This is a genomic window from Pseudanabaena sp. PCC 6802, assembly GCF_000332175.1.
Classification (GTDB): Bacteria; Cyanobacteriota; Cyanobacteriia; order Pseudanabaenales; family Pseudanabaenaceae; genus PCC-6802.
Window position 1 is genome coordinate 1805982 of sequence record NZ_KB235914.1, and the last position, 23708, is coordinate 1829689.

Annotated in this window: 22 protein-coding genes and 1 pseudogene; 11 read left to right on the forward strand and 12 right to left on the reverse strand. The window is 47.4% G+C overall.

Features of this window, described 5'->3' with window-relative positions; translation table 11 throughout:
- Window positions 1-13: 13 nt before the first annotated feature.
- Window positions 14-1089 (forward strand): ISKra4 family transposase gene (locus tag PSE6802_RS0113435; protein WP_156815358.1). Its coding sequence is split into 2 segments (ribosomal slippage): window positions 14-169 and window positions 172-1089, totalling 1074 coding nucleotides; the frame shifts between segments, so codons are not numbered across the junction.
- Window positions 1090-1218: 129 nt separating this feature from the next.
- On the opposite strand, the gene PSE6802_RS0113440 is transcribed toward PSE6802_RS0113435, so the two are convergent.
- Window positions 1219-2559, reverse strand: coding sequence for an SCP2 sterol-binding domain-containing protein (locus PSE6802_RS0113440; RefSeq protein WP_019500578.1), 1341 nt, complete (start codon window positions 2557-2559; stop codon window positions 1219-1221).
- Window positions 2560-2616: 57 nt separating this feature from the next.
- On the reverse strand, window positions 2617-3072 hold the full coding sequence (locus PSE6802_RS0113445; protein WP_019500579.1) for a MarR family winged helix-turn-helix transcriptional regulator: 456 nt from the start codon (window positions 3070-3072) through the stop codon (window positions 2617-2619).
- Between the two features lie 274 nt (window positions 3073-3346).
- Here PSE6802_RS0113445 and PSE6802_RS0113450 point away from each other — a divergent pair, with 274 nt between their 5' ends.
- The gene (locus tag PSE6802_RS0113450) at window positions 3347-4504 is read left to right on the forward strand and encodes a pyridoxal-phosphate-dependent aminotransferase family protein (protein WP_019500580.1); all 1158 of its coding nucleotides are present in this window, start codon (window positions 3347-3349) and stop codon (window positions 4502-4504) included.
- A gap of 190 nt (window positions 4505-4694) precedes the next feature.
- Window positions 4695-4970, forward strand: a complete 276-nt coding sequence (locus PSE6802_RS0113455; protein WP_019500581.1) for a hypothetical protein — start codon at window positions 4695-4697, stop codon at window positions 4968-4970.
- 23 nt (window positions 4971-4993) lie between these two features.
- Here PSE6802_RS0113455 and PSE6802_RS0113460 read toward each other — a convergent pair whose 3' ends face one another.
- Both PSE6802_RS0113460 and PSE6802_RS0113465 read right to left on the reverse strand, forming a co-directional pair.
- Entirely contained in the window at window positions 4994-5350 is a 357-nt protein-coding gene (locus tag PSE6802_RS0113460; protein WP_019500582.1) for a nuclear transport factor 2 family protein, read from the reverse strand.
- 230 nt (window positions 5351-5580) lie between these two features.
- A complete protein-coding gene (locus tag PSE6802_RS0113465) occupies window positions 5581-6264 on the reverse strand; it encodes a diacylglycerol/polyprenol kinase family protein (RefSeq protein ID WP_019500583.1) in 684 nt (227 codons plus the stop codon).
- A 156-nt stretch (window positions 6265-6420) separates the two neighbouring features.
- On the opposite strand from PSE6802_RS0113465, the gene PSE6802_RS0113470 reads away from it, so the two are divergent.
- A complete protein-coding gene (locus PSE6802_RS0113470) occupies window positions 6421-6732 on the forward strand; it encodes a hypothetical protein (protein ID WP_019500584.1) in 312 nt (103 codons plus the stop codon).
- A gap of 40 nt (window positions 6733-6772) precedes the next feature.
- Entirely contained in the window at window positions 6773-7147 is a 375-nt protein-coding gene (locus tag PSE6802_RS0113475) for a cysteine peptidase family C39 domain-containing protein (RefSeq protein ID WP_019500585.1), read from the forward strand.
- Window positions 7148-7160: 13 nt separating this feature from the next.
- On the opposite strand, the gene PSE6802_RS0113480 is transcribed toward PSE6802_RS0113475, so the two are convergent.
- The 4 genes from PSE6802_RS0113480 to PSE6802_RS31095 all read right to left on the reverse strand — a co-directional run bounded on the left by PSE6802_RS0113480 (window position 7161) and on the right by PSE6802_RS31095 (window position 11320).
- A complete protein-coding gene (locus PSE6802_RS0113480) occupies window positions 7161-8285 on the reverse strand; it encodes a metallophosphoesterase family protein (protein WP_019500586.1) in 1125 nt (374 codons plus the stop codon).
- 18 nt (window positions 8286-8303) lie between these two features.
- Window positions 8304-8639, reverse strand: a complete 336-nt coding sequence (locus PSE6802_RS0113485) for a XisI protein (protein WP_019500587.1) — start codon at window positions 8637-8639, stop codon at window positions 8304-8306.
- Window positions 8627-9043, reverse strand: a complete 417-nt coding sequence (locus PSE6802_RS0113490) for a XisH family protein (protein ID WP_019500588.1) — start codon at window positions 9041-9043, stop codon at window positions 8627-8629. The genes PSE6802_RS0113485 and PSE6802_RS0113490 overlap by 13 nt, the downstream gene beginning before the upstream one ends.
- 117 nt (window positions 9044-9160) lie before the next feature.
- Window positions 9161-11320, reverse strand: coding sequence for a pentapeptide repeat-containing protein (locus tag PSE6802_RS31095; RefSeq protein WP_019500589.1), 2160 nt, complete (start codon window positions 11318-11320; stop codon window positions 9161-9163).
- Window positions 11321-11457: 137 nt separating this feature from the next.
- Here PSE6802_RS31095 and PSE6802_RS0113500 point away from each other — a divergent pair, with 137 nt between their 5' ends.
- The 6 genes from PSE6802_RS0113500 to hemC all read left to right on the forward strand — a co-directional run bounded on the left by PSE6802_RS0113500 (window position 11458) and on the right by hemC (window position 17814).
- Window positions 11458-12000, forward strand: coding sequence for a hypothetical protein (locus PSE6802_RS0113500; protein ID WP_019500590.1), 543 nt, complete (start codon window positions 11458-11460; stop codon window positions 11998-12000).
- A gap of 41 nt (window positions 12001-12041) precedes the next feature.
- Window positions 12042-13694, forward strand: coding sequence for a GTPase HflX (hflX, locus tag PSE6802_RS0113505; protein WP_026103293.1), 1653 nt, complete (start codon window positions 12042-12044; stop codon window positions 13692-13694).
- 226 nt (window positions 13695-13920) lie between these two features.
- The gene (locus tag PSE6802_RS0113510) at window positions 13921-15282 is read left to right on the forward strand and encodes an MFS transporter (RefSeq protein WP_019500592.1); all 1362 of its coding nucleotides are present in this window, start codon (window positions 13921-13923) and stop codon (window positions 15280-15282) included.
- 323 nt (window positions 15283-15605) lie between these two features.
- Entirely contained in the window at window positions 15606-15809 is a 204-nt protein-coding gene (locus tag PSE6802_RS0113515; RefSeq protein WP_019500593.1) for a hypothetical protein, read from the forward strand.
- Window positions 15810-15871: 62 nt separating this feature from the next.
- On the forward strand, window positions 15872-16543 hold the full coding sequence (bchM, locus tag PSE6802_RS0113520) for a magnesium protoporphyrin IX methyltransferase (protein ID WP_019500594.1): 672 nt from the start codon (window positions 15872-15874) through the stop codon (window positions 16541-16543).
- Window positions 16544-16866: 323 nt separating this feature from the next.
- A complete protein-coding gene (hemC, locus tag PSE6802_RS0113525; RefSeq protein ID WP_019500595.1) occupies window positions 16867-17814 on the forward strand; it encodes a hydroxymethylbilane synthase in 948 nt (315 codons plus the stop codon).
- 97 nt (window positions 17815-17911) lie between these two features.
- Here hemC and PSE6802_RS28930 read toward each other — a convergent pair whose 3' ends face one another.
- From PSE6802_RS28930 to PSE6802_RS0113545, 4 genes and pseudogenes are all read right to left on the reverse strand, one after another.
- Entirely contained in the window at window positions 17912-19333 is a 1422-nt protein-coding gene (locus PSE6802_RS28930; RefSeq protein ID WP_019500596.1) for an FAD/NAD(P)-binding protein, read from the reverse strand.
- Between the two features lie 250 nt (window positions 19334-19583).
- Window positions 19584-20795 (reverse strand): acyl-CoA dehydrogenase family protein, encoded by a 1212-nt coding sequence (locus tag PSE6802_RS0113535; RefSeq protein WP_019500597.1) that lies wholly within the window; start codon window positions 20793-20795, stop codon window positions 19584-19586.
- 264 nt (window positions 20796-21059) lie between these two features.
- Window positions 21060-22352, reverse strand: a pseudogene (gene ribBA / locus PSE6802_RS28935) (bifunctional 3,4-dihydroxy-2-butanone-4-phosphate synthase/GTP cyclohydrolase II); the annotation flags it as partial.
- A gap of 28 nt (window positions 22353-22380) precedes the next feature.
- Window positions 22381-23595: an SfnB family sulfur acquisition oxidoreductase gene (locus tag PSE6802_RS0113545; protein ID WP_019500599.1), complete on the reverse strand. Its 1215-nt coding sequence runs from the start codon at window positions 23593-23595 to the stop codon at window positions 22381-22383.
- Between the last annotated feature and the right edge of the window lie 113 nt (window positions 23596-23708).

Here is a 23708-nt window from a genome sequence, read left to right on the forward strand (position 1 = left end):
AAGGAGAGCAACCATGACTCCAGAGCAGGAAAAAGAAATGCAAGCGCACGTTCAAGCTATTGCCGCCATCCTTTATCAGAATACACCATCGGAACAACTAACCAGCTTGGAAGGGATCGAAATCGCTGTGCGGCAGCAAATCCTCGAACATGTCAGCCCAGAAATAGGGAGTTTTTTATCCGCACAGTTACGGGCACAGAAGCAGGACGCCGCAGGCGAGTGCAAAGCAGCATCGGACAGCTCCACCTCACGCAAAAGCAAGCGCAGAAGCTCAAAGTAGCCCCCTATAGCCAGGTGAGCCCGTATGTGGAAAGATGTAGCCTGATCTTGAGTGCGAATGTATCCTACGAACAAGCCGCCAAAGACTTAGCCATGTTGATGGGAGTGCAAATATCGCGCAGTACACAACAGCGCCTGGTGCATCGCCATGAATTTAGCCCCCTAGAGGTAGAAGAGTCGGTCGAGGAATTAAGTGTCGATGGAGGCAGAATCAGACTGCGCACGCCACTTGGACAGCCAAGTGAGTGGAAGGACTATAAAGCTGTGAACTTGCATGGACAAGCCATATTTGCCACATTTCAAGATAACATTGCCTTAACAGACTGGGTAAATCGACAGCCTTTAGCAGATATGGTTACCTGTATTGGGGATGGACATGATGGGATTTGGAATATTATTGCCCAGATCTCTATACCTGATAGTCGCTATGAAATCTTGGACTGGTTCCATTTGGTGGAAAACCTGCATAAAATTGAGGCTACAGCTCAACTTTTGACTGGGGTCGAAGCTTTTTTGTGGCGGGGTAATGTAACTGCAGCTATTGCTGAGCTCAATCACTTAGCTAGTCCTCAGAGCATCAATTTTATTGCTTATCTGCACAAGCATCGCCATCGTATTCCTGATTATTGGTATTTCCAAACCGAGCAGATTTGCTCTATTGGTTCTGGCGCAGTGGAATCTGCTGTTAAGCAAATCGCTAGACGCATCAAAATCTCTGGCGCTCAATGGAACCGTGATAATGTGCCACAAGTCCTCAAACACCGTTCTGCTTACCTTAATGGCTCTCTTAACCTTGCCTTGCAAAACTGAGATGCTCCCGTTACGACTATTATAAAAGGAGAGGCACTGTCGCGCCAAGCACCTTACTATTGCGAGATGTAATCTGGATTCGCGATCGCTGCCAAGCTTCTTGACAACAGAGGGCATAAACAGACTTCATTAGGCAGGAAAACACTTGCCAAACGCTTGAAGTAGCTTAGGAGAGCCGCTGAAGCGAATTTTACCCCTTAGTAACGCCCAAATTAGATTCTGCTCCTTAGCAAGAAAGCCCAACCAGTTTCTGCTATCCGCCGTAACAGAAAGATTGGCGTTCCCTACATGACCTTCCTGAACTCGTACCGTTTTATTTTGAATTTTCACCGTTGCACGATAGAACTCAGAACCAGTGAATGTGAAGTGGTAAATGGCATTCAATCCCTCCGATCGCTCGCGTTGAAATAGCAATGGCAATCCAAACAGAAAACCTTGAATCGACTGGGGGCGAATGCCGCTGCTGACTCGTTTAACTGTTTTATGGGGGAAACGCCGCGCCACGTAGGTTTCCGCGTCCGATCCCGGAATCGCATAGATAGTTTCGGGTTTATCCTGTAATGGCTTGACTACATCTTGAATAAATGCCTTGCGATCGCTCAAGAACGCCCCAATTACATCTTCTCCAGCAGGACAGACAGCCATGCAATAGGCGGCTTTATAGTTCGCTTTGAAAGACAAACTCTGCCACAGAGAAGCTGATTCAGAATCGCTCACTTTTTGACGATAATCGCGGGCGCTCTTACTTTCAGCGATCGTCTCTGCCCAATCGGTAAACCCGCTCATAAACTCGCGGTAATTATGGGTGTAACATGCTGAGAAACTAAAATGCCCATCTGCACCAATCGCACCTACCGGACAAGCTGCTACGCATAACTTGCACTCCAGGCAGGGATTGTAGTCGATGGGATGAGTATATTCCGTCACTTCTGCATCTATTAAAATCGTTCCCAGGGAGATGAAATTGCCAAATTTGGGATGGATGACCAGTCGATGAATTCCCATATATCCCAAGCCTGCGGCAACCGCAACTGGCTTATGGGAAACCACCCACACTTTCCCAGGGAATCGATCCATCTCCATTGGGAAACTAGCTCCAGGCACCATTGCCCTTACTCCGACCTGTTCCAATGTTTTGGCAATACTTAGCGCCACCTCATTGGCGCGATCGTAGTTGGCGTGAAATTCAACATTTGTTGCAGACCGAACTGGAGTGCGAATATTTTCCCGATTCATGCGACAGACAAAGCTAATCAGGGTTTTGGTCGGTGGAAAGGCAGCCAGGATGTCTGCACGTTGATCTGCGATCGCAGATCGGTGAATTTCCACAAATCCCACATCATCAGCACCAGCCTCCAAGCACAGCGCTCTCAACGAGTCTGAATTTAGCACGGCTGGACTTGTCGAACGGTCATTTATTGACTGCTCGCGCCACCATTTTACTGTGGGATGACGATCGAATTTAGCCATTCAAACCTCCAGAACCGATGGTTATATGTATATACATATTTTGGGGAAATTTTTTACCTAGTTCACAGTTGTTACATCAGACAATAGAGATAGCAGGGCTTGCCACTTCTGTTGTCCAAAGTGCTGCATCACTTCAGCTTGAGCCTGCTCCCACAGTGGGAGCGCTTGAGCCAGAATAGCTTGCCCCTCAGCCGTCAGGGATACTAATTTAACTCGCCGATCTTCACCAGGTGCGATCGCTACTAATCCTCTTTTCTCTAATAACTTGAGATTTCGGGTTAAGGTGGTTTGATCGGTAAATAACTCTTGAGCCAGACGAGTAATTGGCGTGAACTCAGCCAGGTGAATCGCTACCAGCAGCGTAAATTGGTTTAGCACCAGTCCCACTGGGCGCAATGCCGAATCATACACCTGCGTCATAATGCGCGAAGCACGACGAACGTGCATACCCATACATGTTGCAGGCACCTCGCCTACCTTGGCAAGTTTAGCTTTGAGCAAACGATCTCTCATATAACATGTATATACATATAAATTAGAGTTGTCAAGAGGAATATGCTTTAAGGGCTTAGCGAGTTCTACTAGTTTGAATGCGATTGTGAGGAGATAACCTCAACCAACACGTCAGCCTTAATCTACGGTTGTTTTGAGCATGACTAGCGATCGCTTTTGAGCGGAGACAAATTTTGTGGGCTTGAGCAACCTCAAGTCAGGTCTAGGCTGGGGATCAAAAACTATAGGTTAAAATGCAGAGACACAAAATTAAGCAAGTAAACATTCGGCGATTATGGAAGATAAATTAATGCTCATGATCCCAGGCCCGACACCAGTGCCCGAACAGGCATTGTTGGCTCTGGCAAAAGCACCAATCGGCCACCGCAGCGGTGACTTTAGTAAGGTCATGGCAGATGTAACCGAGAAATTGAAATGGCTGCACCAAACCCAGAATGACGTGCTGATTCTCACATCCAGCGGAACGGGGGCAATGGAAGCGGGCATCATTAATTTTCTGAGCAAAGGCGATCGCGTTTTAGTTGGAGATAATGGTAAGTTTGGCGAGCGCTGGGGCGATGTCTGCGATGCCTATGGCATTAATGCCGAAAGGATTAAAGCGGAATGGGGTAAGCCATTAGATCCCGAAGCGTTCAGAGCTAAGCTAGAAGCGGATACAAATAAAGAGATCAAGGCTGTAATTATTACCCACAGCGAAACCTCTACGGGTGTAGCCAACGATCTAGAAACGATTAACCGTCATGTCAAAGCCCACGGACAAGCATTGATTATCGTGGATGCCGTGACCAGTCTGGGGGCGATGAACGTGCCGATCGATGCATGGGGTCTGGATGTTGTCGCATCCGGTTCGCAAAAGGGTTACATGATCCCGCCTGGTTTGGGTTTTGTTGCCGTGGGGCCAAAGGCATGGGAAGCATACAAAACCGCGAATCTGCCTCGCTACTACCTGGATTTAGGCAAAGCCCGCAAAGATGCTGCCAAAAACTCCACCCCATTTACCACCTCAGTCAATATGGTGATGGCTTTGCAAGTAACCCTGCGCATGATGCAAACAGAAGGGTTGGAAAATATCTTTGCTCGCCATCTGCGCCATCGCAACGCCACCCGCGCCGCAGTTAAAGCAATGGGACTGACGCTATTTGCAGATGATGCCGCTGCCAGTGCCTCGATTACCGCCGTAATACCACCCGAAGGACTGGATGCGGAAAAAATTCGCGCTACGATTAAAAAGCACTTTGACATCGTGATGGCAGGCGGACAGGATCATCTCTCCGGTAAAGCTTTTCGCATTGGGCATCTCGGCTTTGTCAACGATCGCGATATCCTCAGCGCGATCGCCGCTCTAGAAGCAACCGTGCAAATGTTGGGTTATGAAGCTTCGATCCCAGGCGCTGGCACTAAAGCTGCCATTCAGGTTTTGCATCAGGGATAAAGAACTAATTATTCAATTAACAAGGATGTGTTCTCAGCCTATTCAGGGCACATCCTCTTAATTTCCCCGGCGGCATAATAAAGTAAAGTATTCGCGTCAGTTGACTCGATTGTGGCTCTCAATCCGAATGCGATGCAATCTATGGAGTTTAGTTTAAACTTGGCTTAAGCCAAACAGATGTTAAGCCAGTATGTTGCAACTACTATATCCAGTCATACATTTCATACAGCCTCTGCTAGTGCCAATCTGCGCGGGTTTTGCCTGGCTATTTACGTTTTTGCTGGTTTGGAGCTTGTTTTCAACACTTACTAGAGGTGCCGCTCAGGTCAAACGACTGCATCAAATTCCTTGCCCTAATTGTCAGTTCTTTTCAGGTGACTATCGCCTGAAATGCACGATTCGCCCCTCCACTGCTCTTAGCGAAGAGGCAATTAATTGTATTGATTACAAGCTCAAGGGTTACTAGCTTTTGATTAGGACGCTCGGAAATTAATTACTAGTAGCAAGGCGAACTTCGAGGGCGCGAATTTTGCCTTCAGTATCTAGCTGTGCCAAATGTATGCCCTGAACTGCAAATACATTGCCATCTTTGTGAAGACCTGCGATCGCCCAGGTAGCTTCTAAGCCATTTTCCGTCTTTTGGGTTGACCAGACGTGCTGGATTTTGCCATACATCTGGAAAAACAATTTGTAGAGCTGCTCGATCGCTTCTCTGCCACTAACTTTAGAACCTCCGGCAGGCTGAACTTCAGCTTGCTCGGCAAATAGATTGACTAATTCTTTAAATGCGGCCTCATCAAAACTAGCACGATCTGATAACTCGAAATACCTATCCAGAACGGTCATGATGATTCCTTACCTTACAATTGCTTGAGTTGATAGATGGAGCTTAGACAAACCCGAGACTGTTTGTTAAGTTATCTAAACTTAAAGATTAAGGCGTGTTAATAATTTTTACATCACCCGTTGGAATTAGCCATTAGTGATGATTTTGGCGGTTTTTTGGTAGCTATAGCCGTAGACAGATCTGTTAGGACGGGGTACCCCGTCCTAAGCCTATTGGCTATAGCTATAAATTAACCAATTAGACTCAGACCGTAACATAGCGATGCGCTAGTTAAAGGTACGGTGAGGTTATCAGTGCCGCCAGGGGAAACAGATTCCAAAACCGCAGCCACAGCAGCAACTGGCAAAGGAATCAGAAAGGTTTCTAGATTTATACCCTGAGCTATGCCCAGAATTAAGCAGGTGGCAGCGTAACTCGTGACTAGCATTGCTAGCGAGCCTTCCAGCGTTCGTTTATTGCCCATAAAGTGATAGGCGTGTTGCCCCCATCTTTGCCCTACGAGTGCAGCCAAACCATCCCCCCATGCCATCACAATAATGCCAACCACAGCGTACTGCGGCAGACCTATACTCCAGAACCAGGTGACCAGACAGGTGATACTGACAGCGTAGTAAAAAACCCCGTGCGTCTTACGTCCCACATCGTCCAGCATGGGTAAAACAGGTAAAAAGTAAGATAGTAAAGCGATCGCCGTAAAAGTAACCGAAGCCCCAAAGCATAGCCACAAAGGAATATTCAACCCCCAGGCCAAAAATAGAACGTTGCCAGTCCCAATATGTACGACCTTGCGGACTAGCTCGGGTTCGTGCCCGAGACGGCGCATAATCGTAGAAGTCAAAAATACAAACCCCAGCCATAGGCCCACAGCAGTAATCTGGAGCCAGAGAGGGATAGGTTCAGCGATCGCAAACATTAGCTACTTAACATATCTTGGTAATCCTTTTAAATCCTTGCGGAAAAAGTATGCTTTGGCAACAGCCATAGTGTTTTATTTCAATAACTTTTACTTAGGCACAAGATGCGAGTTTGTTAAAATATGGGTGCGAGGTAGAGAGATTAAGTATAGATAATGAATCCACTAACTCCTGAAATCGAGCATAGAGTGACTGCCCTTGAGGCTCAAGCTGTAGTCAATGATTTTTTGAGTAACTGTCTACCAGATTGTTTTACAGCGAATATAGCAAAGTGGGCAGACGATCGCTGGCGAGTTCCAGTTATTTTGACATATCCTCGAATTGGCTCTGTAGGGGAAGTAGGCGAAGTGCAGGTAGATGCAGAAATGGCTGCAATACTAAGTCATACACCCTTAGAGCTAATTAAACAAAAAGGGATAGACCTATATAAAGCAAATCAGGATGCCATCGAAGCTGCCTTTCTATAGACAAGAAAAGCCATACTCCTGTGTTCCAGCTTGTTTGCGAATGGTTTTAGCCGCAAGGGGTTGCGTTTTGAGTGAGATGGAATTGCGAGAACGTTGCGATTGCACTATTTTAGGAACGGAGGCATTGAAAGCAGTAGATGTATTGAGGTTGATGGGATTTATCAATTCCAATAAATATACATTAGGAATTATGGAATTGACGGAGGAGATAAAGGCGGGGTTTTACCCAATTGTGTTTGTTAATTTGTTACCAATTGATGGGGTTAATGATGCTCACGCAATGGTAGTAATTTCAATAGATGAAGATTGGATAAGGGTGTGCGATCCACTTCAAGGAGAAAGGATTCTACCTAGATCTACATTCGAGCCAGCATGGGCAATGATGCGGAATTTGACAATTATAGTACGGGATTAGCTACTTGCATCGCCTAGATTTCATCGGCGGCAAGATAAGATAACCCCGTCGCCACAAAGCGATCGCGATCTACACCCGCCGGTAATTCCTGCTGTTGTAAAAATTCTCTCGCCTGCTCCAATAGACTGCCTTGTCGCTTTTCTGTCTCATTGCCATCGCTTTCTCTCGTATTCGCTTCTGGCGATCGCGCCTCGAATAGATAATGGGTCGCTCTGGTTTGCAAAGCACGAATCGTTTGATAGTCCAATTGTCGCTGGATCGACTTTGGTAGATTAATTAGTCGTTGTCGTACGATTTTATCCGTGATGTCTACTTGTTGGGCGCGATCGCTAATCAATCGATCGATCTCTTCCGCTTCTTTCCCGTGTGCGTCGATTGCTGGTAGATCGATGGTCGGGCGAGGCGTAGTGAGGGCGTGGAAATTGGCTGCGTGAGTTTCTAAGTTGAATTCTACAAATCCCTTCGACTCGTTTGCCTCTTTCCAAATGTCGTTGCTGGTACGCTCGATCGCGCCCGCATAGTAGGCATTACGTCCGAGATGAGTAAAGCTATGGTAATGTCCGCAGGCAACGTAATCCCAGGGCATCTCCATCAAATCTGCGGGGATATCGTAGCCGCCGTAGTCATTAATGCGATCGCTGTCCACCGTGCCGTGCAGCATCAGCAGGTTATAGGTGAAATCTGGATCGGGACGAATTTGCACTGGGTCAAATTGCTCTAAGGCGCTATGGGGCAGGCAAAATATCTTGGCATGGCGATCGTCAGTGGCTATTGCTTCTGGCTTTTGCGTGACTACGCTAACATCGGGGATCAGACTGAGTAATTCCAAAATGCAGCGGTTGTCGGAGGATTTAACTGATTCGTGATTACCAGCAATTACGACAATCTTAGCATCGCACTTTTGACGGAATTTGACTAATTCTCTCTGCGTTTGCACTACGGCTAAATTGCCAGGACGGGGGACGTGGAAAACATCGCCAGCAATCAATACGATATCTGGTTGCAGGGATACAGTGCGTTCCAATGCTTCTCGAAACGCATTAAAGACATCGGCTTCCCGCCGATTCACGCCCTGACTGGTCATGCGGCTGTAAGCACGATATCCCAAATGCAGATCGGCAAGATGAACCAGGCGCATATGTTTTTCGCTCCATAATTAACCAACTGCAAACTCGGTAAACTTGCGTTTTGAGGGAGACTGAAATCCTAACACAATGTCTTGCTTAGCCACTCCCAATGCCACTAGATCGTCAGCAACTTGCCGTTCTGTTCCATTGTGCTGCAGCCATATTTTGCCATCCTTAATATCGAGATGAAGAATACAACCATAGACTCGGCGATCGTTTTGCCATCCCACCTGAACTAACTGATAGTGATGATGTTTGACATCAGCGATCGTTTCAGTCTCAACCTCTGAATCCGATGACCTCAGTTGACAGTACTGACTTAAAAGCATTTGAATGATTTTTGCATATTTCTCTAACTTTTCCATTTCACAATGACCTCCCGATTGATGTCATACACTAACAACTTCATTTGATTCTGTTGTACGATCTCTTGAGTAAAAGGCAGCTTAAAGAAAGTATCGTAAGTATCCAATGGTACTGCTAAATATAAGGTGCGCTCTGCTTCTTGCTGTTGCAATACTGCTCGATAATTGATGAACTGTCCCAAAGCTAAATGAAATTCATAAATTGCCGACTGTCCTAAAAAGCTTTTCACCTCAACAGCGATTTTCTCACCGTTGCGCTCTGCTCCAATTACCTTTTCAGCACCTAGATCGATATACATTTCCACTGCTCCCCAACGAATTTCGAGGGGATCGGCCGTGATGTTCCAGCCTTCATTTTGTAATGCAACTTTAACTACTTGATGAAAGGCATCTTTGGCAGACATTGTATAAACTTGGTATATATAACTTGCTTAAAATCTAGTGGTCTAACAGATAGAGCTTCACAGGCGGCAAGTGCATAACTCAGCATGAGCGTGTACCGACCGCCCTGTGCAAGAGCTTTATGGGAGCGGGAGACCAGCGGAGCGAATAGCAAGTTTGACAACCCCTTTTACAACATCGCTTATTGTTGCGCTTATTGCTGCATCTCCTAGAGACTGACCCCACTTGAGCAACTTATCACGGATAGAGGGATTACTCTCAACTTGCAGTGCTAAGTCTTGAGCAATCTGAGTTGAAGCAACATCAATTGGAACACCGCTATTGTGCAACTGGTTAAGTAAATCCTGAATTTGAGCCGCCGCTTGAGTCAAATTCTGACTCATACTAATAAAATCACCTTGAACATAGGTTCCAGTGTTAGATTCAATGTAATTGCCACCGCCTGTATTGATGATTCGATTTTGTTGTCCTGTCATGTGATTCATAGCCTCAAATGATTTGTAACAACGCATGAAGTCGCTGTGAATTTTTATTGTATCTGCTTCTGGAGGAACGCTAACCCTAATTACAACAACTCCGTCTCCTTTATTTTCAATACTCTGGATGGCTAGTCTGACTCCTTCATTCTTGACTTGTATATTATTAAATGAGTATTCAAAAGCATTCCATTTAATAATATTCTCAAAAACAAGGTCAAAAGTTTCTAATGGTTTTTGAACTAACTTACCAAATTCTCCAGGTAAGAAATTGCTACTACTAGGACGACGTTCGTAGTAAGTACCAGAGTTGTAATCATATTTTAAATATATATATTCACAAACAACTTCTTCAAGATTTGTATTATTATCAATATTCCAATTAGCGATACAAGCTCCTGTTAAATTAGCACCTTCAAAATTAGTACTAAGTGCTTGTGCTTCTGCTAAATTCGCACCACTAAGATTGACATGTTTAAAGGTAGCTTCACTAAGAACAGAACGAAATATGCTAACTCCTTTAAGATCGAATCCTTCAAGGTTAGCACCTCTAAGATTCAGATTATCAAACATATTCTCGCTGCAATCGCCTTTTGTCAGTAGGTTACGAACTTTCGAGTTACTGAGAATAGTTCCGTAAAGGAGAGATTTATGCAGATTCCGACTGTCTAAAAAGCGAGTTCTAGTTAAAATTGCATCCCTAAAATCTGTATTTGCAAGATCGGCTCCTGTAAAATTTGCTCCTGTAAGATCTGTACCTCTAAAACTTGTTCCAAAAACAGTAGATATCCTTAGAACAACATTAGTAATAAGAGTATATCTTGGATCGCCGACCAAGACTCTCCAGGAAATATAGAAGCATAGAAGTATACAAATCAAAATGCTGGCTATTACTACCTCATATGAGCAAAAATGTGTCCGACCACCTGGAAGGCAATTTTGGCTAATATACATTACTGCTTTAGCAAATCCAAATGCTAAAGAACCATTAGTTGCAACTGCCTTAGTATCAACAAATGCTAGTGATATAGGAGTAAAAGCACTAGCTGCAAAAATTAAAGATGACAACAAATAGCTTGCAGTCATTGAAAATTTTTTATTAAATATAGTTGCTGAACATGCGATGGCAACTAAACCTAAAATAGCTCCAATATAGGCACTGCTAAAAGCGGATATGAATGAACTAGCAATAACAAAAGAATTAATCAATCCACTCTTAATAGAGTCGATATATGCACTAGTAAAAAAAGACAAAAAAGAACCTATTATGCCTACTATAACGATGTTTAAATTGGGATTTAATCGAATTTTACTTTGAATAAAACTCTCGTTGGCTATGAGGTATATTATCCAAGCAATTATATATGGAATACCTAAAGGATTACAAAGTCCAATACATGAGGATGAGCTTGGATCGATTGGACAAGCTATTAATGATTGACGCTGAATGTAATCTAATATCAGCCCAGTACTGCATCCAATGGCTGTTAAAGCTCGATTAATATTGATGTGAAACTTGAATGTTACTGCACATACCATTACAAGGAAAGTAATTGGTACTATTAACCCAGAACATCTTGTAACTAATGTTACTAATGTGAGAGTACTAGAAATACCAAAGACACTTCCTGATAGGGCAGATAAAAAACAGGTAAAAAGTAATATTAATATAACATTAGAGGCTTCGATTCCTGCTTGAGCCTTCTCAAAGTTAGCGTTATTTAGTACCAATCGAGAGAAATTTTTACCCTTAATGTTGTCCCCCAAGAAATTGACTTTTTTGTTGGTGCGTAAGTTCTGCATACATTAGCAACTTAGAAAATCTGACTTGATTAAAATGATTAAAATATTTATAGCACTTGTAAAACTGTTCAGCTTGTAGCTGTTGGCTCGATCGCTGGCAGTTATGTCCGTAAATAAATTCTCAATAACTTAAAGCCATGCGCGTTCCATCACTCACACTCATACCAACTTTTATCGCTGCTTCCGCATCTTTGTACCTATACCTGCCACAGCAAGTAAGAGCGCAAACCACAACTTCCTTCACTAACCAGTGCTTCAATGAAGCCGTAGCCAAGTATGGCTTAGCCAGGGCGCAACAAATCTGCCAGAATGCCACTCCTTCCACCTCGTCGTGCTTTAACGAAATGGCTCCTAGATACGGCGTTGCCCAGGCACAGCAAATCTGTCAGGGTGCTACCCCTTCTACATCGTCGTGTTTTAGCCAGATGGCACCCAGATATGGCGTTGCCCAGGCACAGCAAATCTGTCAGGGTGGTGCAACATCAGCGACTTCCCAATGCTTTAACGAGAATGCCGCTCGCTTTGGCATCCAGCGCGCTCAACAATTATGCTCGCCGACTCCCAACGACCCACTGGCAATTCAAGAGTGCATTAAATCTTACCTATTCGATGCCCAGGGCAGGCGCACAAACATCTCCGAAAGTGCAGCGGCGATCGCTTGCCAAAGAAGCGTGCGCTAAAATCGGGGGAGCCAACCAAAATATTTAACCCGAGGTAACTTATCGAAACCATCTACGGCAACCTGCAAGGTCTGAAGTCCAGTCAACTCAAGCAGCTACAACGCTTGTACAGGCAACGGCTGCCGTTGTCTAGTTTTACTACGCCTGAATTTGCCCAACGCCTGGCTGCTATCAGTACGGAAATTAAGCAGCCGATCTGTGCCTTTGTCAATCGGCGGGGGCAGATTATTCGAGTCGGTCTGGGTACTCCCAATCAGGCCAAAATCCCGCCGCTCGAACTTCCCCGCTACGGTGAAGAGCGCTTGAGCGGTCTGCGCTGCATTTCCACCAGCCTCAAGCCAGAACCCCCCAGCACTGCCGATCTGACCGCGATGGCAATGCAACGTTTGGATGCCTTAGTGGTGCTTACCTTAAATGCAGATGGGTATGTCAATCGCTCCTATCTGGCGCACCTCCTCCCGGAGTCGATGGCGGAACGCGATGCCGCATTCTGGACAGTGTCACCGCCTCAGAGCTTAGACGCGATCGCCAAACAAGATTTCCTCGATCTCGTGGCAGGTTTAGAAGATGAGTTTCGCCGCGAATTTGTAGCTCAGGTGGTTGAGGAAGATCGCGAAAGAGCGATCCTGGTGGGATTAGTCACCAATGACAGAACGCAGGGCGATCTCGATCCGTTGGTGGAACTGCGACAACTGGTAGAAAGTGCTGGTGGTGTGGTGTTGGATGCCATCTCGCAAAAACGCGATCGCCCCCATCCTCAAACTGTGCTGGGCGAAGGCAAAATCCAGGAAATCGCCCTGATCGCCCAAAACCAGAGGGCAAATCTGGTGGTATTCGACCGCGAACTTTCCCCAGCACAAATCCGTAATTTAGAGCGACTAATCGGCCTACGGGTCAGCGATCGCACCGAAGTCATCCTCGATATTTTTGCCCAACGCGCCCAGTCTGCCGCTGGAAAACTCCAGGTCGAGCTAGCGCAGTTGGAATATCGTTTACCGCGCTTGGCAGGCAGAGGGGCAACCCTATCGCGCCTGGGTGGTGGGATCGGTACGCGCGGCCCTGGGGAAACCAAATTAGAAACCGATCGCCGTGCGATCGAAAAACGGATCGCCCACCTGCAACAACAGGTAAATCAATTGCAGGCACATCGCTCGCGCTTGCGCCAACAACGCATAGATCGAGAAATTCCCAACGTGGCGATCGTGGGCTATACAAATGCGGGTAAATCGACATTGCTGAATGCCCTGACCAAAGCTGATGTATTTGTCGCCGATCGCCTGTTTGCCACGCTCGACCCTACAACCCGCCGCCTGCATCTGGGCAATAACGAAACAATTCTCTTGACCGATACAGTGGGATTTATCCACGAACTCCCACCCCCGCTCGTAGACGCATTCCGCGCCACGCTCGAAGAGGTAACGGAAGCCGACGCTCTGATTCATCTCGTCGATGCCTCCAATCCAGCTTGGGAGGCACAAGTGGGATCGGTGAAGCAAATCCTGGCGGATATGCCGATTGTGGTAGGCCCAACTTTACTGGTGTTTAACAAAGTAGATCGCGTTGTAGATTTGGATGCTTTCAAAGCTAAGGTGCAAGCAAACTATCCTGATGCGATCGTGCTCTCCGCTGTCAAACGTCAGGGTCTGGACATCCTTTGTCAAGCATTGTCAAAAATGCTGAAGGAAAACTTGTAAGAATTTGGGGAAATAGTTGGTCTGCGAAGAGCTAGATGCTGGTGGGCAAGACGCGCAATCTGACGACAGGAAGTTCAGGTGTGGCGATCGCTCTCAGTTAGAGATTGGCTGACTTAGTCTTCTTCCCAGGCTGAACTTGAGACATGGTCTCAAGTTGCGCTTGTATAATTTAGCCACTGTGCAATCGCTCAATTAAAATCGATCGCATAAAATCGATCGCAAACAGATGAAACATCGTCCTCGGTGGCTTCAAGGGCTGGAAAATCCGATCTTTGTCCGACTGTATCTGGCTCAAACCATTAACCTCGTAGGAGACTCGCTGACTTGGGTTGGGTTAGCTCTATTGGCGTTTGAGCTAGCGGGAGAGCAAGCGGGAACAGTTTTAGCAGGGGCGCTGACGCTGCGCGTAATGGCATTTGTCGTGTTATCTCCGATTGCGGGGGCGATCGCCGATAGAGTCGATCGCAAACGCCTGATGATTGCGACTCATTTAGCGCGGATGGGAATCGTCTGTCTGCTCCCCTTCGTCACTCAAGTCTGGCAAATCTACGCGATCGTGCTGTCGCTGAACGTGTTTTCGGCATTCTTCACTCCGACTTATACAGCAACCATTCCACTCGTGACAAAGGAAAAGGAGCGTTCGCAAGCGATCGCGCTATCCAGCGCAACTTACCAGCTACTCGGCATTCTAGGTCCCGGTTTGGCTGGCAGTATCGCGGCATTTATAGGCACGAGACAAATCTTTTTCTTGGATGGCATCACCTTTTTGGTTGCCTCGATCTCGATCTTCAGGTTACCTGGAGAATTAATGGTAGATCGAGATCGAAAAACAACCCAAACCGTTAGCAGAACATTACAAGACATCCGCACCGGAACCAGTTGTCTTTTTCTCGACCCGCCAATTCGGTATGCCCTGGCACTGCAACTGATTGCGGCGATCGCCGGTGCAGAAATTCTGGTTAATACTGTCGGCTACGTTCGAGGTACGCTCAGTTTGGACAAGCTTGAATATGGTTGGGTGATGGCGGCATTCGGCATGGGGGCAACTGTAGCATCCGTTGGGTTGGGTAATATCCAGAAAATTAGCCCTGTTTTGTTGACGAGCATTGGAGCGTTTTTAATTACGGTGGCTTTGTTACCTGCCAATCTAGTCAACCTTAGTGGATTATTGCTGCTGTGGGCGATCGCGGGAGTCGGACAAACGTTGGTGAACGTCCCAACTCAAACGGCGATCGCCGATCGAGTTGCCGTTGAAGTGCAGGGGCGAGTGTACGGCGCTCATTTTGCCTGGAGCCACTTATGGTGGGGATTCTCTTATCCATTGGCTGGGTGTATGGTCAGCCATTTTCCCAACCAGAATTTTTTCTACAGTAGTCTGATAGGTCTTGCGTTGCTGGCGATCGTATATCTAGCCTTCAAGCCACGAAATTTGGACGACTTAGAGGATGGACTGTGGCACGAGCATCATCACAGGCATGACGAGCAACATATGCACATTCATTCGCCGAATACAATAATCCAAGATTCTCACAGTCACTTACATTTCCACTCCATTACACAAGCTACCAGAAGTAGTCAGGCTAGCTAGAGCTAAGCAAACTGCAAACTACTGCCACAAACTGCAACCAAAGTATCATCTAATACCAAAAAAGTTGTGGCTATAGATGGGGGTTAAGGGGGATGCGCCCCCTTATGAGAACGTCCCACACCCCCTTTCGCCAATGTGTAGTTTTAATTGGGAGAATTGGTATAAATTTCTTAAAATGTTCTTCACATTTAGTTGGTAAATCTCATCTTAAGATATAGGCAGTAATGGCAGCCGATCGCTAGCTCGGGTGATATTTACCACTGGCTAATTGATACTAATTGATAACCGACTAATTGATAACCGACTGAAAGAGGGGAAGTGTTATGAAATTGGGGGAAATTTTGGTGCGTAAAGGGCTGATTTCGCCACTACAGCTTGAAAATGCTGTGGCAATGCAAAATAAGAATGGAAAACATCAGAAATTAGGCGAGTTGCTGATGTTTCAAGGTTTAATTTCCAAGAATCAGTTGAATGACTCTTTGCTAGAGCAGCAGTGGCGACAGCAAGGGTTGTGGGTAATTGACTAAAAGTAACGTAAAGTTAATAACTGGTAGTTAATTACTAGCTTTATTAACCGTTAGCAGAAGTCATGACCACAAACGATAAGCAAATTGTTCGCGATTATTTTAACTCTGTTGGTTTTGACCGTTGGCAGCGCATCTATGGTGATGGTGAAGTCAATCGCGTGCAAAAGGATATCAGGGTTGGGCATCAACAAACAGTAGATAAACTACTGGGGTGGCTAAAAGATGATGGCAATCTTGCTAGCCTCACAATTTGCGATGCGGGGTGCGGTGTGGGTAGCCTCAGCCTGCCTCTGGCGGCGGCAGGTGCCAGAGTGTTTGCCAGCGACATTTCCGAGAAAATGACGAATGAAGCAAAAAGCCTTGCCACCGATCCTGATAACCCCAAGTTTACAGTCGGCGATCTAGCCGCTCTTACGGGCGAATACGACACTGTTATTTGTCTGGACGTTCTGATCCATTACCCGCTAGAAGAAGCAGAGGCAATGATTGCCCATCTTGGTTCGCTAGCAAAATCGCGTTTGATCCTCAGCTTTGCGCCCTACACGCCCTTTTATGGCGGACTCAAAAAAATCGGTGAATTTTTCCCTGGGCCGAGCAAAGCTACCCGCGCCTATTTGCACCCAGAAAAAGAAATTAAAGATATGATGGCAAGGGCGGGCTTTCGGGTAAAGCGCGAAACCATGACCAGTACGCGCTTCTATTTCTCGCAGATGCTAGAAGGATTGCGTTGGTAAATTTATAGGTTGCTAGTTTTTTTAAAAGCTGACTGCTGCAAGCTAATTCAAAGCCTGTCGCAATACTTAACAATTATGCGATCGGCTAGCCCTTTAAGATTTAGACTGAATAAACACTCTCTATAAAGCCTGGCAATAAATTGCAGGCTAAGAGCTAAAACCTGTTGAGACAGGTTATTCGTAGCTGTCTATTTTAGTCTGCTCTAGCTGACTTTAGCTCTGAGTCAGGAAATCAATTTCTTGGCTGGCGATGCGTAATTCCTAAAACCTCGACGTTCTAACTTTCGTAAACTTTGTAATCAAAATTTTTCAGCTTTATTCATATGCTTACTACTCGCACTGTCCGCATCGGCTCCCGCAAAAGTCAACTCGCCCTGGTTCAAAGCCATTGGGTACAAGCGGAATTGCAGAAAGCGCATAGCGATCGCACATTTGAAGTAAAAACCATGAGCACGCAGGGCGATAAAATCCTCGACGTGCCGCTAGCCAAAATTGGCGACAAGGGTTTATTTACCAAAGAGCTAGAAGTTGCCATGCTGGCAAATGAAGTGGACTTTGCCGTACATAGTCTCAAGGATCTGCCCACCAATTTACCCGAAGGCTTAATGCTGGGTGCAGTGACAGAACGCGAGGATCCCGCCGACGCTATGGTCGTGCATCCCAAGTATCAAGATCTGAAACTAGAAACCCTACCTGCGGGTGCAGTAGTTGGCACGTCGTCGTTACGCCGCCTCGCCCAGTTGCGCCATCACTACCCCCACCTCACGTTTAAAGATATTCGCGGCAATCTGAATACGCGCCTGCAAAAGCTGGATGAGGGCGAATACGATGCAATTATCCTCGCCGTAGCAGGTTTGCAGCGACTGGGGATGGGCGATCGCATCCATCAGATCATCGACCCAGATATATCCCTACACGCCGTCGGCCAGGGTGCCTTGGGGATCGAATGCCGCGCCGATGACGCAGAAATTCTGGCATTGTTTGCACCGATTTCCCACTATCCCACCACGCAGCGTTGTTTGGCCGAACGCGCTTTCTTGCGAGAATTAGAGGGCGGATGTCAGGTGCCAATTGGCGTTAACACTGCGATTGAAGGCGATCGCCTGACGCTGAAAGGGATTGTGGCGACATTAGACGGTCAAACCCTGGTGCGCGGCGAGGTACAGGGTAGCGTTACCCAATCCGAAGAAATCGGCACTGAATTAGCAAACCAGCTTAAAGGCAAAGGCGCTCAAGCCATCCTTGATGCGATCGTCGCCGAATTTCGCTGACTTAGGGAGGTGCGGTTAAATAATGTCCCCATCGTAGGATGTGTTAGGCAATAGCCGTAACGCATCATGGGAATCTTATTTTCATGCAAGTCCCTTATTACGATAGACCTGTTTTAACTAGGGCGAGTAACTCCCGAGCGATCGCCGCAGCCTGCTGCCGAATTTCAGGCACAGCTGTTGTTTCCCAGAGATTACCTTTGCACGGAGAACCCAGTGTAAATAAAACCTGTGATGCGGTTCCTTGAGTATCTAAGATCGCACCATTGTCTGCAACATCCAGACCGAGGTGTAAAAGATCGGGGCGAGACAACCCCGATCTAAATAGAGCGGCAATTAAAGGATGCTGAAACTTCCGATAGTCGCATTCTGGCCCCGTACAGTTGATGACTCGACCGACTCGAATAACCGTTGATTCGGCATAACTGCGCTTGCGAATCAAAACATCTACACCATCGGCATCTTCTCGAAAAGCTTGAATGCACCCCGCGCAAATAACGAGTCGATGGAGGTTTCGCATTGTCGCGATCGCTTCTGAGATCGCCGGAGCCATGCGATGTCGATGTACCTCCCAGTAAGGGCGAACGTGGCGAAGAAATCGTCGCTTTTCCTCGATTGGTAAAGCTTGCCAAATTTGTTGGGTAATTGGACGCAACGAATCAATTACTGCACGCCAGTCATGTCCTTGTGTAGCCGCCGCCTCAACTTCCCTGCGCACTCGTTTTAATAATGTCCGGGTATTTAGCGCAGCTAGATCGATATCTAGAAATGGAGGGTAAGGGAATGTTGCTTGATGGCGATTAGGGAGCAGCCCATGCCGAGATACAACATAAATCTTTCCCATGTGGCCTTTATCGTGGAGGGCGATCGCCCAATCCAGCATAGTCAGTCCCGAACCAATTAGCAGTACGGGATCGTCGCGATCGATGTCATCAAACGCATCGCTAGCCCAGGCGTAGCTAATATAGCGTTTACTGCTGTAGAACGACCGATCCGATATAGCAGGATCGCTAGGGGGAAAGTTGCCCAATGCCAAAATGACTTTATCTGTTCGTATCGTTTTTCCACTTTGCAATTTCACGATCGCGCCCTCCAGGTGGGGCTGGATGGAGATTGCCTCATCTGCGATTCTTTGTAACGTTACATCCGTGCGAGCATGGGATTCTGCTCGAGCGAGAATTGCTTGCACGTATTCTCCAAACAGAAAGCGGGGGACATAGGCAGTTGCGTCCAGATTCTCTAACCTTGGCGATCGCTCTTGCAACCAGTATAAGAAGTGGTTGGGAAGATCGGGGAAAGCGCTCATTTTGCCGACAGGAACGTTCAATAGATGACAGGGGAAGGGAGTGCTATACGCAACCCCCAAACCGATCGGATTCCTGCGTTCGATTAGTTTGATATCGAGAGGAGAATTAGCATGTTCGAGCAGGTGAACTGCCACGATCGCTCCACTGAAGCCGCCCCCAACTATAGCAATTGTAGGGATGGAAGTTGCATTTGATATTTTGTGGATTTTATTCATGCAATATAGCGTTTTTCAATTGAGAACAGGTTTTATTGACGAGGTGAAAGAGTGGAACCCCTTCTTGGGGGCAACGCCCCCAAACCCCCTTCTTGTTTTCATCTGAAAACCGCTATATCTCAATGTCATAGCGGTTTCACTTGAGAATGGGTTTTATGTTTGGGGTGAAGGGGTTTCACCCCTTCTTGGGGCGCAGCCCCCAACCTCCCTACTCTGTTCGATCTGAAAACCACCATAGAACGCCTCGAATTTACGAATAAAAGCTAGGATCTGGGTACTTCCCATTCAGCGCCCAATCGCCGATCGCCCGAACCTTATAGGCCACCGGATCGTGTAGCGTGAAGGTGCGCAGGTTCCGCCAGTAGCGATCGAAGCCGTACTGGCCAGCAGTCGCTCTCGCTCCCATTGCTTCAAAAATGCGACTGGTAATCTCTAAGCCTACTTTCGTCGCTGCAACTTTAGCCGTGGCGATCGCCACCGCACATTCCCCTCTCTGTTCTGCTGGCATCGACGATCCCAATTCCCAGGTAGCTTGCAGCAGTTCTCCCGCTTTGTCCGTCAGGCAAGTGGCTGCTTGCAGGTCAACCCACATATCGCCGTAATGCTGGAGGATGTAGGGATCGTCTGCAGCACTTTCTACCCCAGAGTTGAGCCAGGGTCTGGTGAAGGCGCGCGTATATTCTCTCGCCGCATCGTACGCTCCTGCGGCAATACCAAGGTAGATGTTGGTAAAGTTTAGCTGCGTCAAACAAGCACGAAAGGTTTTGAAGGGTTCGTTCGCGCTACTTCTACCGCCAAATATCTCTTCTGGGAAAATCCGCACGCGATCGAAGCTGACGCTACCGCTGTCCGTTTGCCGCTGTCCCATATTATCCCAATCATCGTGGATGGTAATCCCCTCTCGCTGGCTGGGAATGGCAAGGGCGATTAATTCGGAAGTCTCGGGATAGACCGCCGTAACTGGCATCATATCCGAATCTTTAGAGCCAGAACAAAAGCTTTTCTTGCCGTGCAAGCGAAAGTTCTCTCCGTCAGGCACGAGAATTGTTCTGCGATCGAGCGGGTTGAGGGCATTACACCAGAACCAATTTCGCTTGACAGTTTCTACATAAAATCTCTCCTTTTGTGCGGGGGAACCAAAGATATGAGGTATGGTTAACCCCAAATGATGGTAGGAATATACGTGAGCAATAGAAGCATCAACCTTTGCGAATTCGCGTGCAATTTTCATTGCTAGAATCCAAGACTCCCCAATCCCTCCATACTGTTTGGGAATTATTAAGTGTAGCAACCCGCTGTCTCGAATGCGATCGCGTTCGTATTTTGGCGTTCCTCCTGCTTTATCCCGCTCTACCGCTGTCGTCGCAAACTCCTGCGCTAAAGAAATTGCTACTGCCAGATAATCCTTGGAGGTACTGAGTTCTTCCACTTGCTTCTCGATAGTTTTTTCATATATAGCCATAGACAGATCTGTTAGGAGGGGTTGTGGGGGCTGCGCCCCCACGCAGGGGAGGCAGGGCGGTCTTGGGGGTTCCCCGCTAGAGCCACTGCCGTGTGAAACCCCTGCACCCCGTCCTAAGCCTATTGACTATAGCTATAGTTTTCTCATATATAGCATTACACTGTTTTGTGGTAATCGTTAGATTCTCAGTCTGCGCAGGCGGACTTCGTTTGTGTAGCCTTTGTTTCAACTGCCAGGCAACTCGCGTTAGGTAAGCGATGGTAGAAGGTGCCCCAGTTTCTCTTGCTTGGTTGCCAAGTAGCGGGCGCTATAGTTGTTCGCTCGCACCAACAATGGGATGCGTTCGACGATGTTCAAATCCCAACCGCTCAGACCTACAACTTTGAGAGGATTGTTAGTCAGCAAGCGGATATCTCGCACTCCCAAGTCCTTAAGAATTTGCGCTCCCACGCCATAGGTTCGCAAATCTGCCTTGAAGCCGAGTTGCTCGTTCGCCGCAACCGTATCCAAACCATTGTCCTGTAGCGAATAGGCTTTGATTTTGTTGACCAATCCAATCCCGCGACCTTCCTGTCGCAGGTAGACGACAACTCCCTGTCCCTCTGCTTCGATCGCCTTGAGAGCAGTATGCAATTGTTGGCGACAGTCACAGCGCAGCGAACCAATTGCATCTCCTGTAAAGCATTCGGAATGAATCCGCACTAGCGTCGGCTGTAGGGAAAAACGAGCTGGATCGCCCTTAACGATCGCTGTTGCTTCCGAGCCATCCAGGTCATTGCGATAGCCATAGATTTGGAAATTCCCGAATTCGGTAGGTAAATTAGCGATCGCTTCTCTGCGCACAAAGCGATCGGATCTCAAACGATAGCGAATTAAATCTGCAATGCTGATAATTTTGAAGTCGTGCGTTCGGGCATAGGCAAATAATTCCGGCAAGCGCGACATCGACCCATCTCTATTTTGGATCTCGCAAATAACACCAGCGGGATACAATCCCGCTAGCTTTGCCAGGTCAACTGCTGCCTCAGTATGTCCGGCTCGTTTTAAGACTCCTCCTGCCTGCGCGCGTAGCGGAAAGATGTGTCCCGGCCTTCTCAGATCGCTGGGGCGAGTGTTGGGGTCGATCGCGACCTGAATTGTGCGAGCGCGATCCATCGCCGAGATGCCAGTGCTAACTCCCAGATGGGCAGCAGCATCAATGCTGACAGTGAAAGCAGTTTGATGGCTTTCTGTATTGGTTTGCACCATGAGCGGTAACTGGAGCCGATCGAGGCGATCGCCCGTCATGGCCAGACAAATCAGCCCGCGCGCGTGAACTGACATAAAGTTGATCGTGCTGGGAGTAGCAAACTCAGCCGCGCAGATCAGGTCACCCTCGTTCTCGCGATCTTCATCATCCACTACCACTACAGGTCGTCCATCTTTTATGTCTTCAATAGCACTAGAGATGGAATCAAATGAGTGAGAACTCACTACTGCATCAGTTTGTGATAAATCTGACGAGAGCGAGCAAGCGACTGATGCGGGTGACTCGGTCAAAATGGTTTGCTTGGGCATACTGGATAGAGGCATATAGATGTGGATATTACAGCCACGGATGGCGGGGAGGATTGACCCCGTTGAGGAAGTAATTGCCAACGGCATAGTATTTCCAGCGCACGGGATCGTGTAGTGTATGTGCTCTGGCATTCCGCCAGTGACGGTCGTAGTTGAATTCTTGCAAGGTAGACTTGGTACCTGCTAGTTCGAACAGCTTGTTGGTTGCCAGTAGAGATGCTTCTGTTGCTAGAGCTTTGACTTCAGCAACGGCGATGGATGACTCGACCACCTTCGATTCCTCAAGCCCTGACTCATAGGCGAGATCGATGAACTCGCCAGCACGACGCAGGAGTTCTTCCGACGCATGAACTTGAATAATGACATTGCCCAGATTGTAGAGAGTCAGAGGGTCTTCATATCCCTTTTCTAAGTTGCTATCTACCCAGGGACGAGTGTGGTTTCTCACAAAATGAAGCGTATCGCGGAGAGCAGCTTTGGCAATACCTACATCCACCGCTGCCTGGATAATCTGTGCTACGGCTCCCATTGGCGTTGCGCGTTCAAATGCCAGATAGTGAGGGATGACATGCTCTGGCTTCACCTTGACATTTTCTAAAATGGTCGTACCGCTAGCTGTAGTCCTCTGTCCGAAGCTCGTCCAATCATCCAACAGGGTCAGCCCTTCGGCATCTCGTTCGACAAATGCCACGACTGTTTTGCCATCTTCGTCAGCGGCGATCGTGGGAATCCAGTGAGCCAAAAGCGCTCCAGCCGAATAGTATTTGCGCCCGTTGAGTACGAAGCTGTCGTCCGATCGCGTCAACCTGGTTTGCACGTCGGTTACGGATTTAGTCCCGATTTCGGAAAAGGCGTTGCCAAAGCGTTTGCCTTGTAACACCAGATCGAAGAAGAAGCGTTTCTGCTCTTCGGTGCCATCTAGCTTGATAGCTTCCACCATGTAGAGATGATTTTGCGGAATTTGTCCCAGACTAGAATCCGCTTCCGCAACGATCTTAATTACCTCTGCTAGCGTGGCATTCGAGACTCCCGCCCCGCCATATTGCTTGGGAACGATGATGCCCCACAGTCCGCTTTGTGAAAACCTCTTGACTTCTTCTACGGGCAATTTCCGATCGCGATCGCGATCGGAGTCACCTTTGCGAAATTCGGCTGCCAACTCTTTGGCAATGGCGATCGCCTCGCGATCGTCTCGAATGATGTGGGCTTTCGGTTCTGTTTCAATGTTGACTAGTGCTGTCATAGATATTTTTCCTAGTGATGTATGTATGTTGTGTGCATTCTGCAAGTGGTATAGCGGTTTTCATCTGAAAACGAGAAGGGGGTTTGGGGGCGTTGCCCCCAAGAAGGCGAGGC

Bases quoted from the DNA above. Each gene is read 5' to 3' on its own strand.
- PSE6802_RS0113440 (WP_019500578.1), bottom strand. From the start codon at position 2,559: ATGGCTAAATTCGATCGTCATCCCACAGTAAAATGGTGGCGCGAGCAG.
- PSE6802_RS0113445 (WP_019500579.1), bottom strand. From the start codon at position 3,072: ATGAGAGATCGTTTGCTCAAAGCTAAACTTGCCAAGGTAGGCGAGGTG.
- PSE6802_RS0113450 (WP_019500580.1), top strand. From the start codon at position 3,347: ATGGAAGATAAATTAATGCTCATGATCCCAGGCCCGACACCAGTGCCC.
- PSE6802_RS0113455 (WP_019500581.1), top strand. From the start codon at position 4,695: ATGTTGCAACTACTATATCCAGTCATACATTTCATACAGCCTCTGCTA.
- PSE6802_RS0113460 (WP_019500582.1), bottom strand. From the start codon at position 5,350: ATGACCGTTCTGGATAGGTATTTCGAGTTATCAGATCGTGCTAGTTTT.
- PSE6802_RS0113465 (WP_019500583.1), bottom strand. From the start codon at position 6,264: ATGTTTGCGATCGCTGAACCTATCCCTCTCTGGCTCCAGATTACTGCT.
- PSE6802_RS0113470 (WP_019500584.1), top strand. From the start codon at position 6,421: ATGAATCCACTAACTCCTGAAATCGAGCATAGAGTGACTGCCCTTGAG.
- PSE6802_RS0113475 (WP_019500585.1), top strand. From the start codon at position 6,773: ATGGTTTTAGCCGCAAGGGGTTGCGTTTTGAGTGAGATGGAATTGCGA.
- PSE6802_RS0113480 (WP_019500586.1), bottom strand. From the start codon at position 8,285: ATGCGCCTGGTTCATCTTGCCGATCTGCATTTGGGATATCGTGCTTAC.
- PSE6802_RS0113485 (WP_019500587.1), bottom strand. From the start codon at position 8,639: ATGGAAAAGTTAGAGAAATATGCAAAAATCATTCAAATGCTTTTAAGT.
- PSE6802_RS0113490 (WP_019500588.1), bottom strand. From the start codon at position 9,043: ATGTCTGCCAAAGATGCCTTTCATCAAGTAGTTAAAGTTGCATTACAA.
- PSE6802_RS31095 (WP_019500589.1), bottom strand. From the start codon at position 11,320: ATGCAGAACTTACGCACCAACAAAAAAGTCAATTTCTTGGGGGACAAC.
- PSE6802_RS0113500 (WP_019500590.1), top strand. From the start codon at position 11,458: ATGCGCGTTCCATCACTCACACTCATACCAACTTTTATCGCTGCTTCC.
- PSE6802_RS0113510 (WP_019500592.1), top strand. From the start codon at position 13,921: ATGAAACATCGTCCTCGGTGGCTTCAAGGGCTGGAAAATCCGATCTTT.
- PSE6802_RS0113515 (WP_019500593.1), top strand. From the start codon at position 15,606: ATGAAATTGGGGGAAATTTTGGTGCGTAAAGGGCTGATTTCGCCACTA.
- bchM (WP_019500594.1), top strand. From the start codon at position 15,872: ATGACCACAAACGATAAGCAAATTGTTCGCGATTATTTTAACTCTGTT.
- hemC (WP_019500595.1), top strand. From the start codon at position 16,867: ATGCTTACTACTCGCACTGTCCGCATCGGCTCCCGCAAAAGTCAACTC.
- PSE6802_RS28930 (WP_019500596.1), bottom strand. From the start codon at position 19,333: ATGAATAAAATCCACAAAATATCAAATGCAACTTCCATCCCTACAATT.
- PSE6802_RS0113535 (WP_019500597.1), bottom strand. From the start codon at position 20,795: ATGGCTATATATGAAAAAACTATCGAGAAGCAAGTGGAAGAACTCAGT.
- PSE6802_RS0113545 (WP_019500599.1), bottom strand. From the start codon at position 23,595: ATGACAGCACTAGTCAACATTGAAACAGAACCGAAAGCCCACATCATT.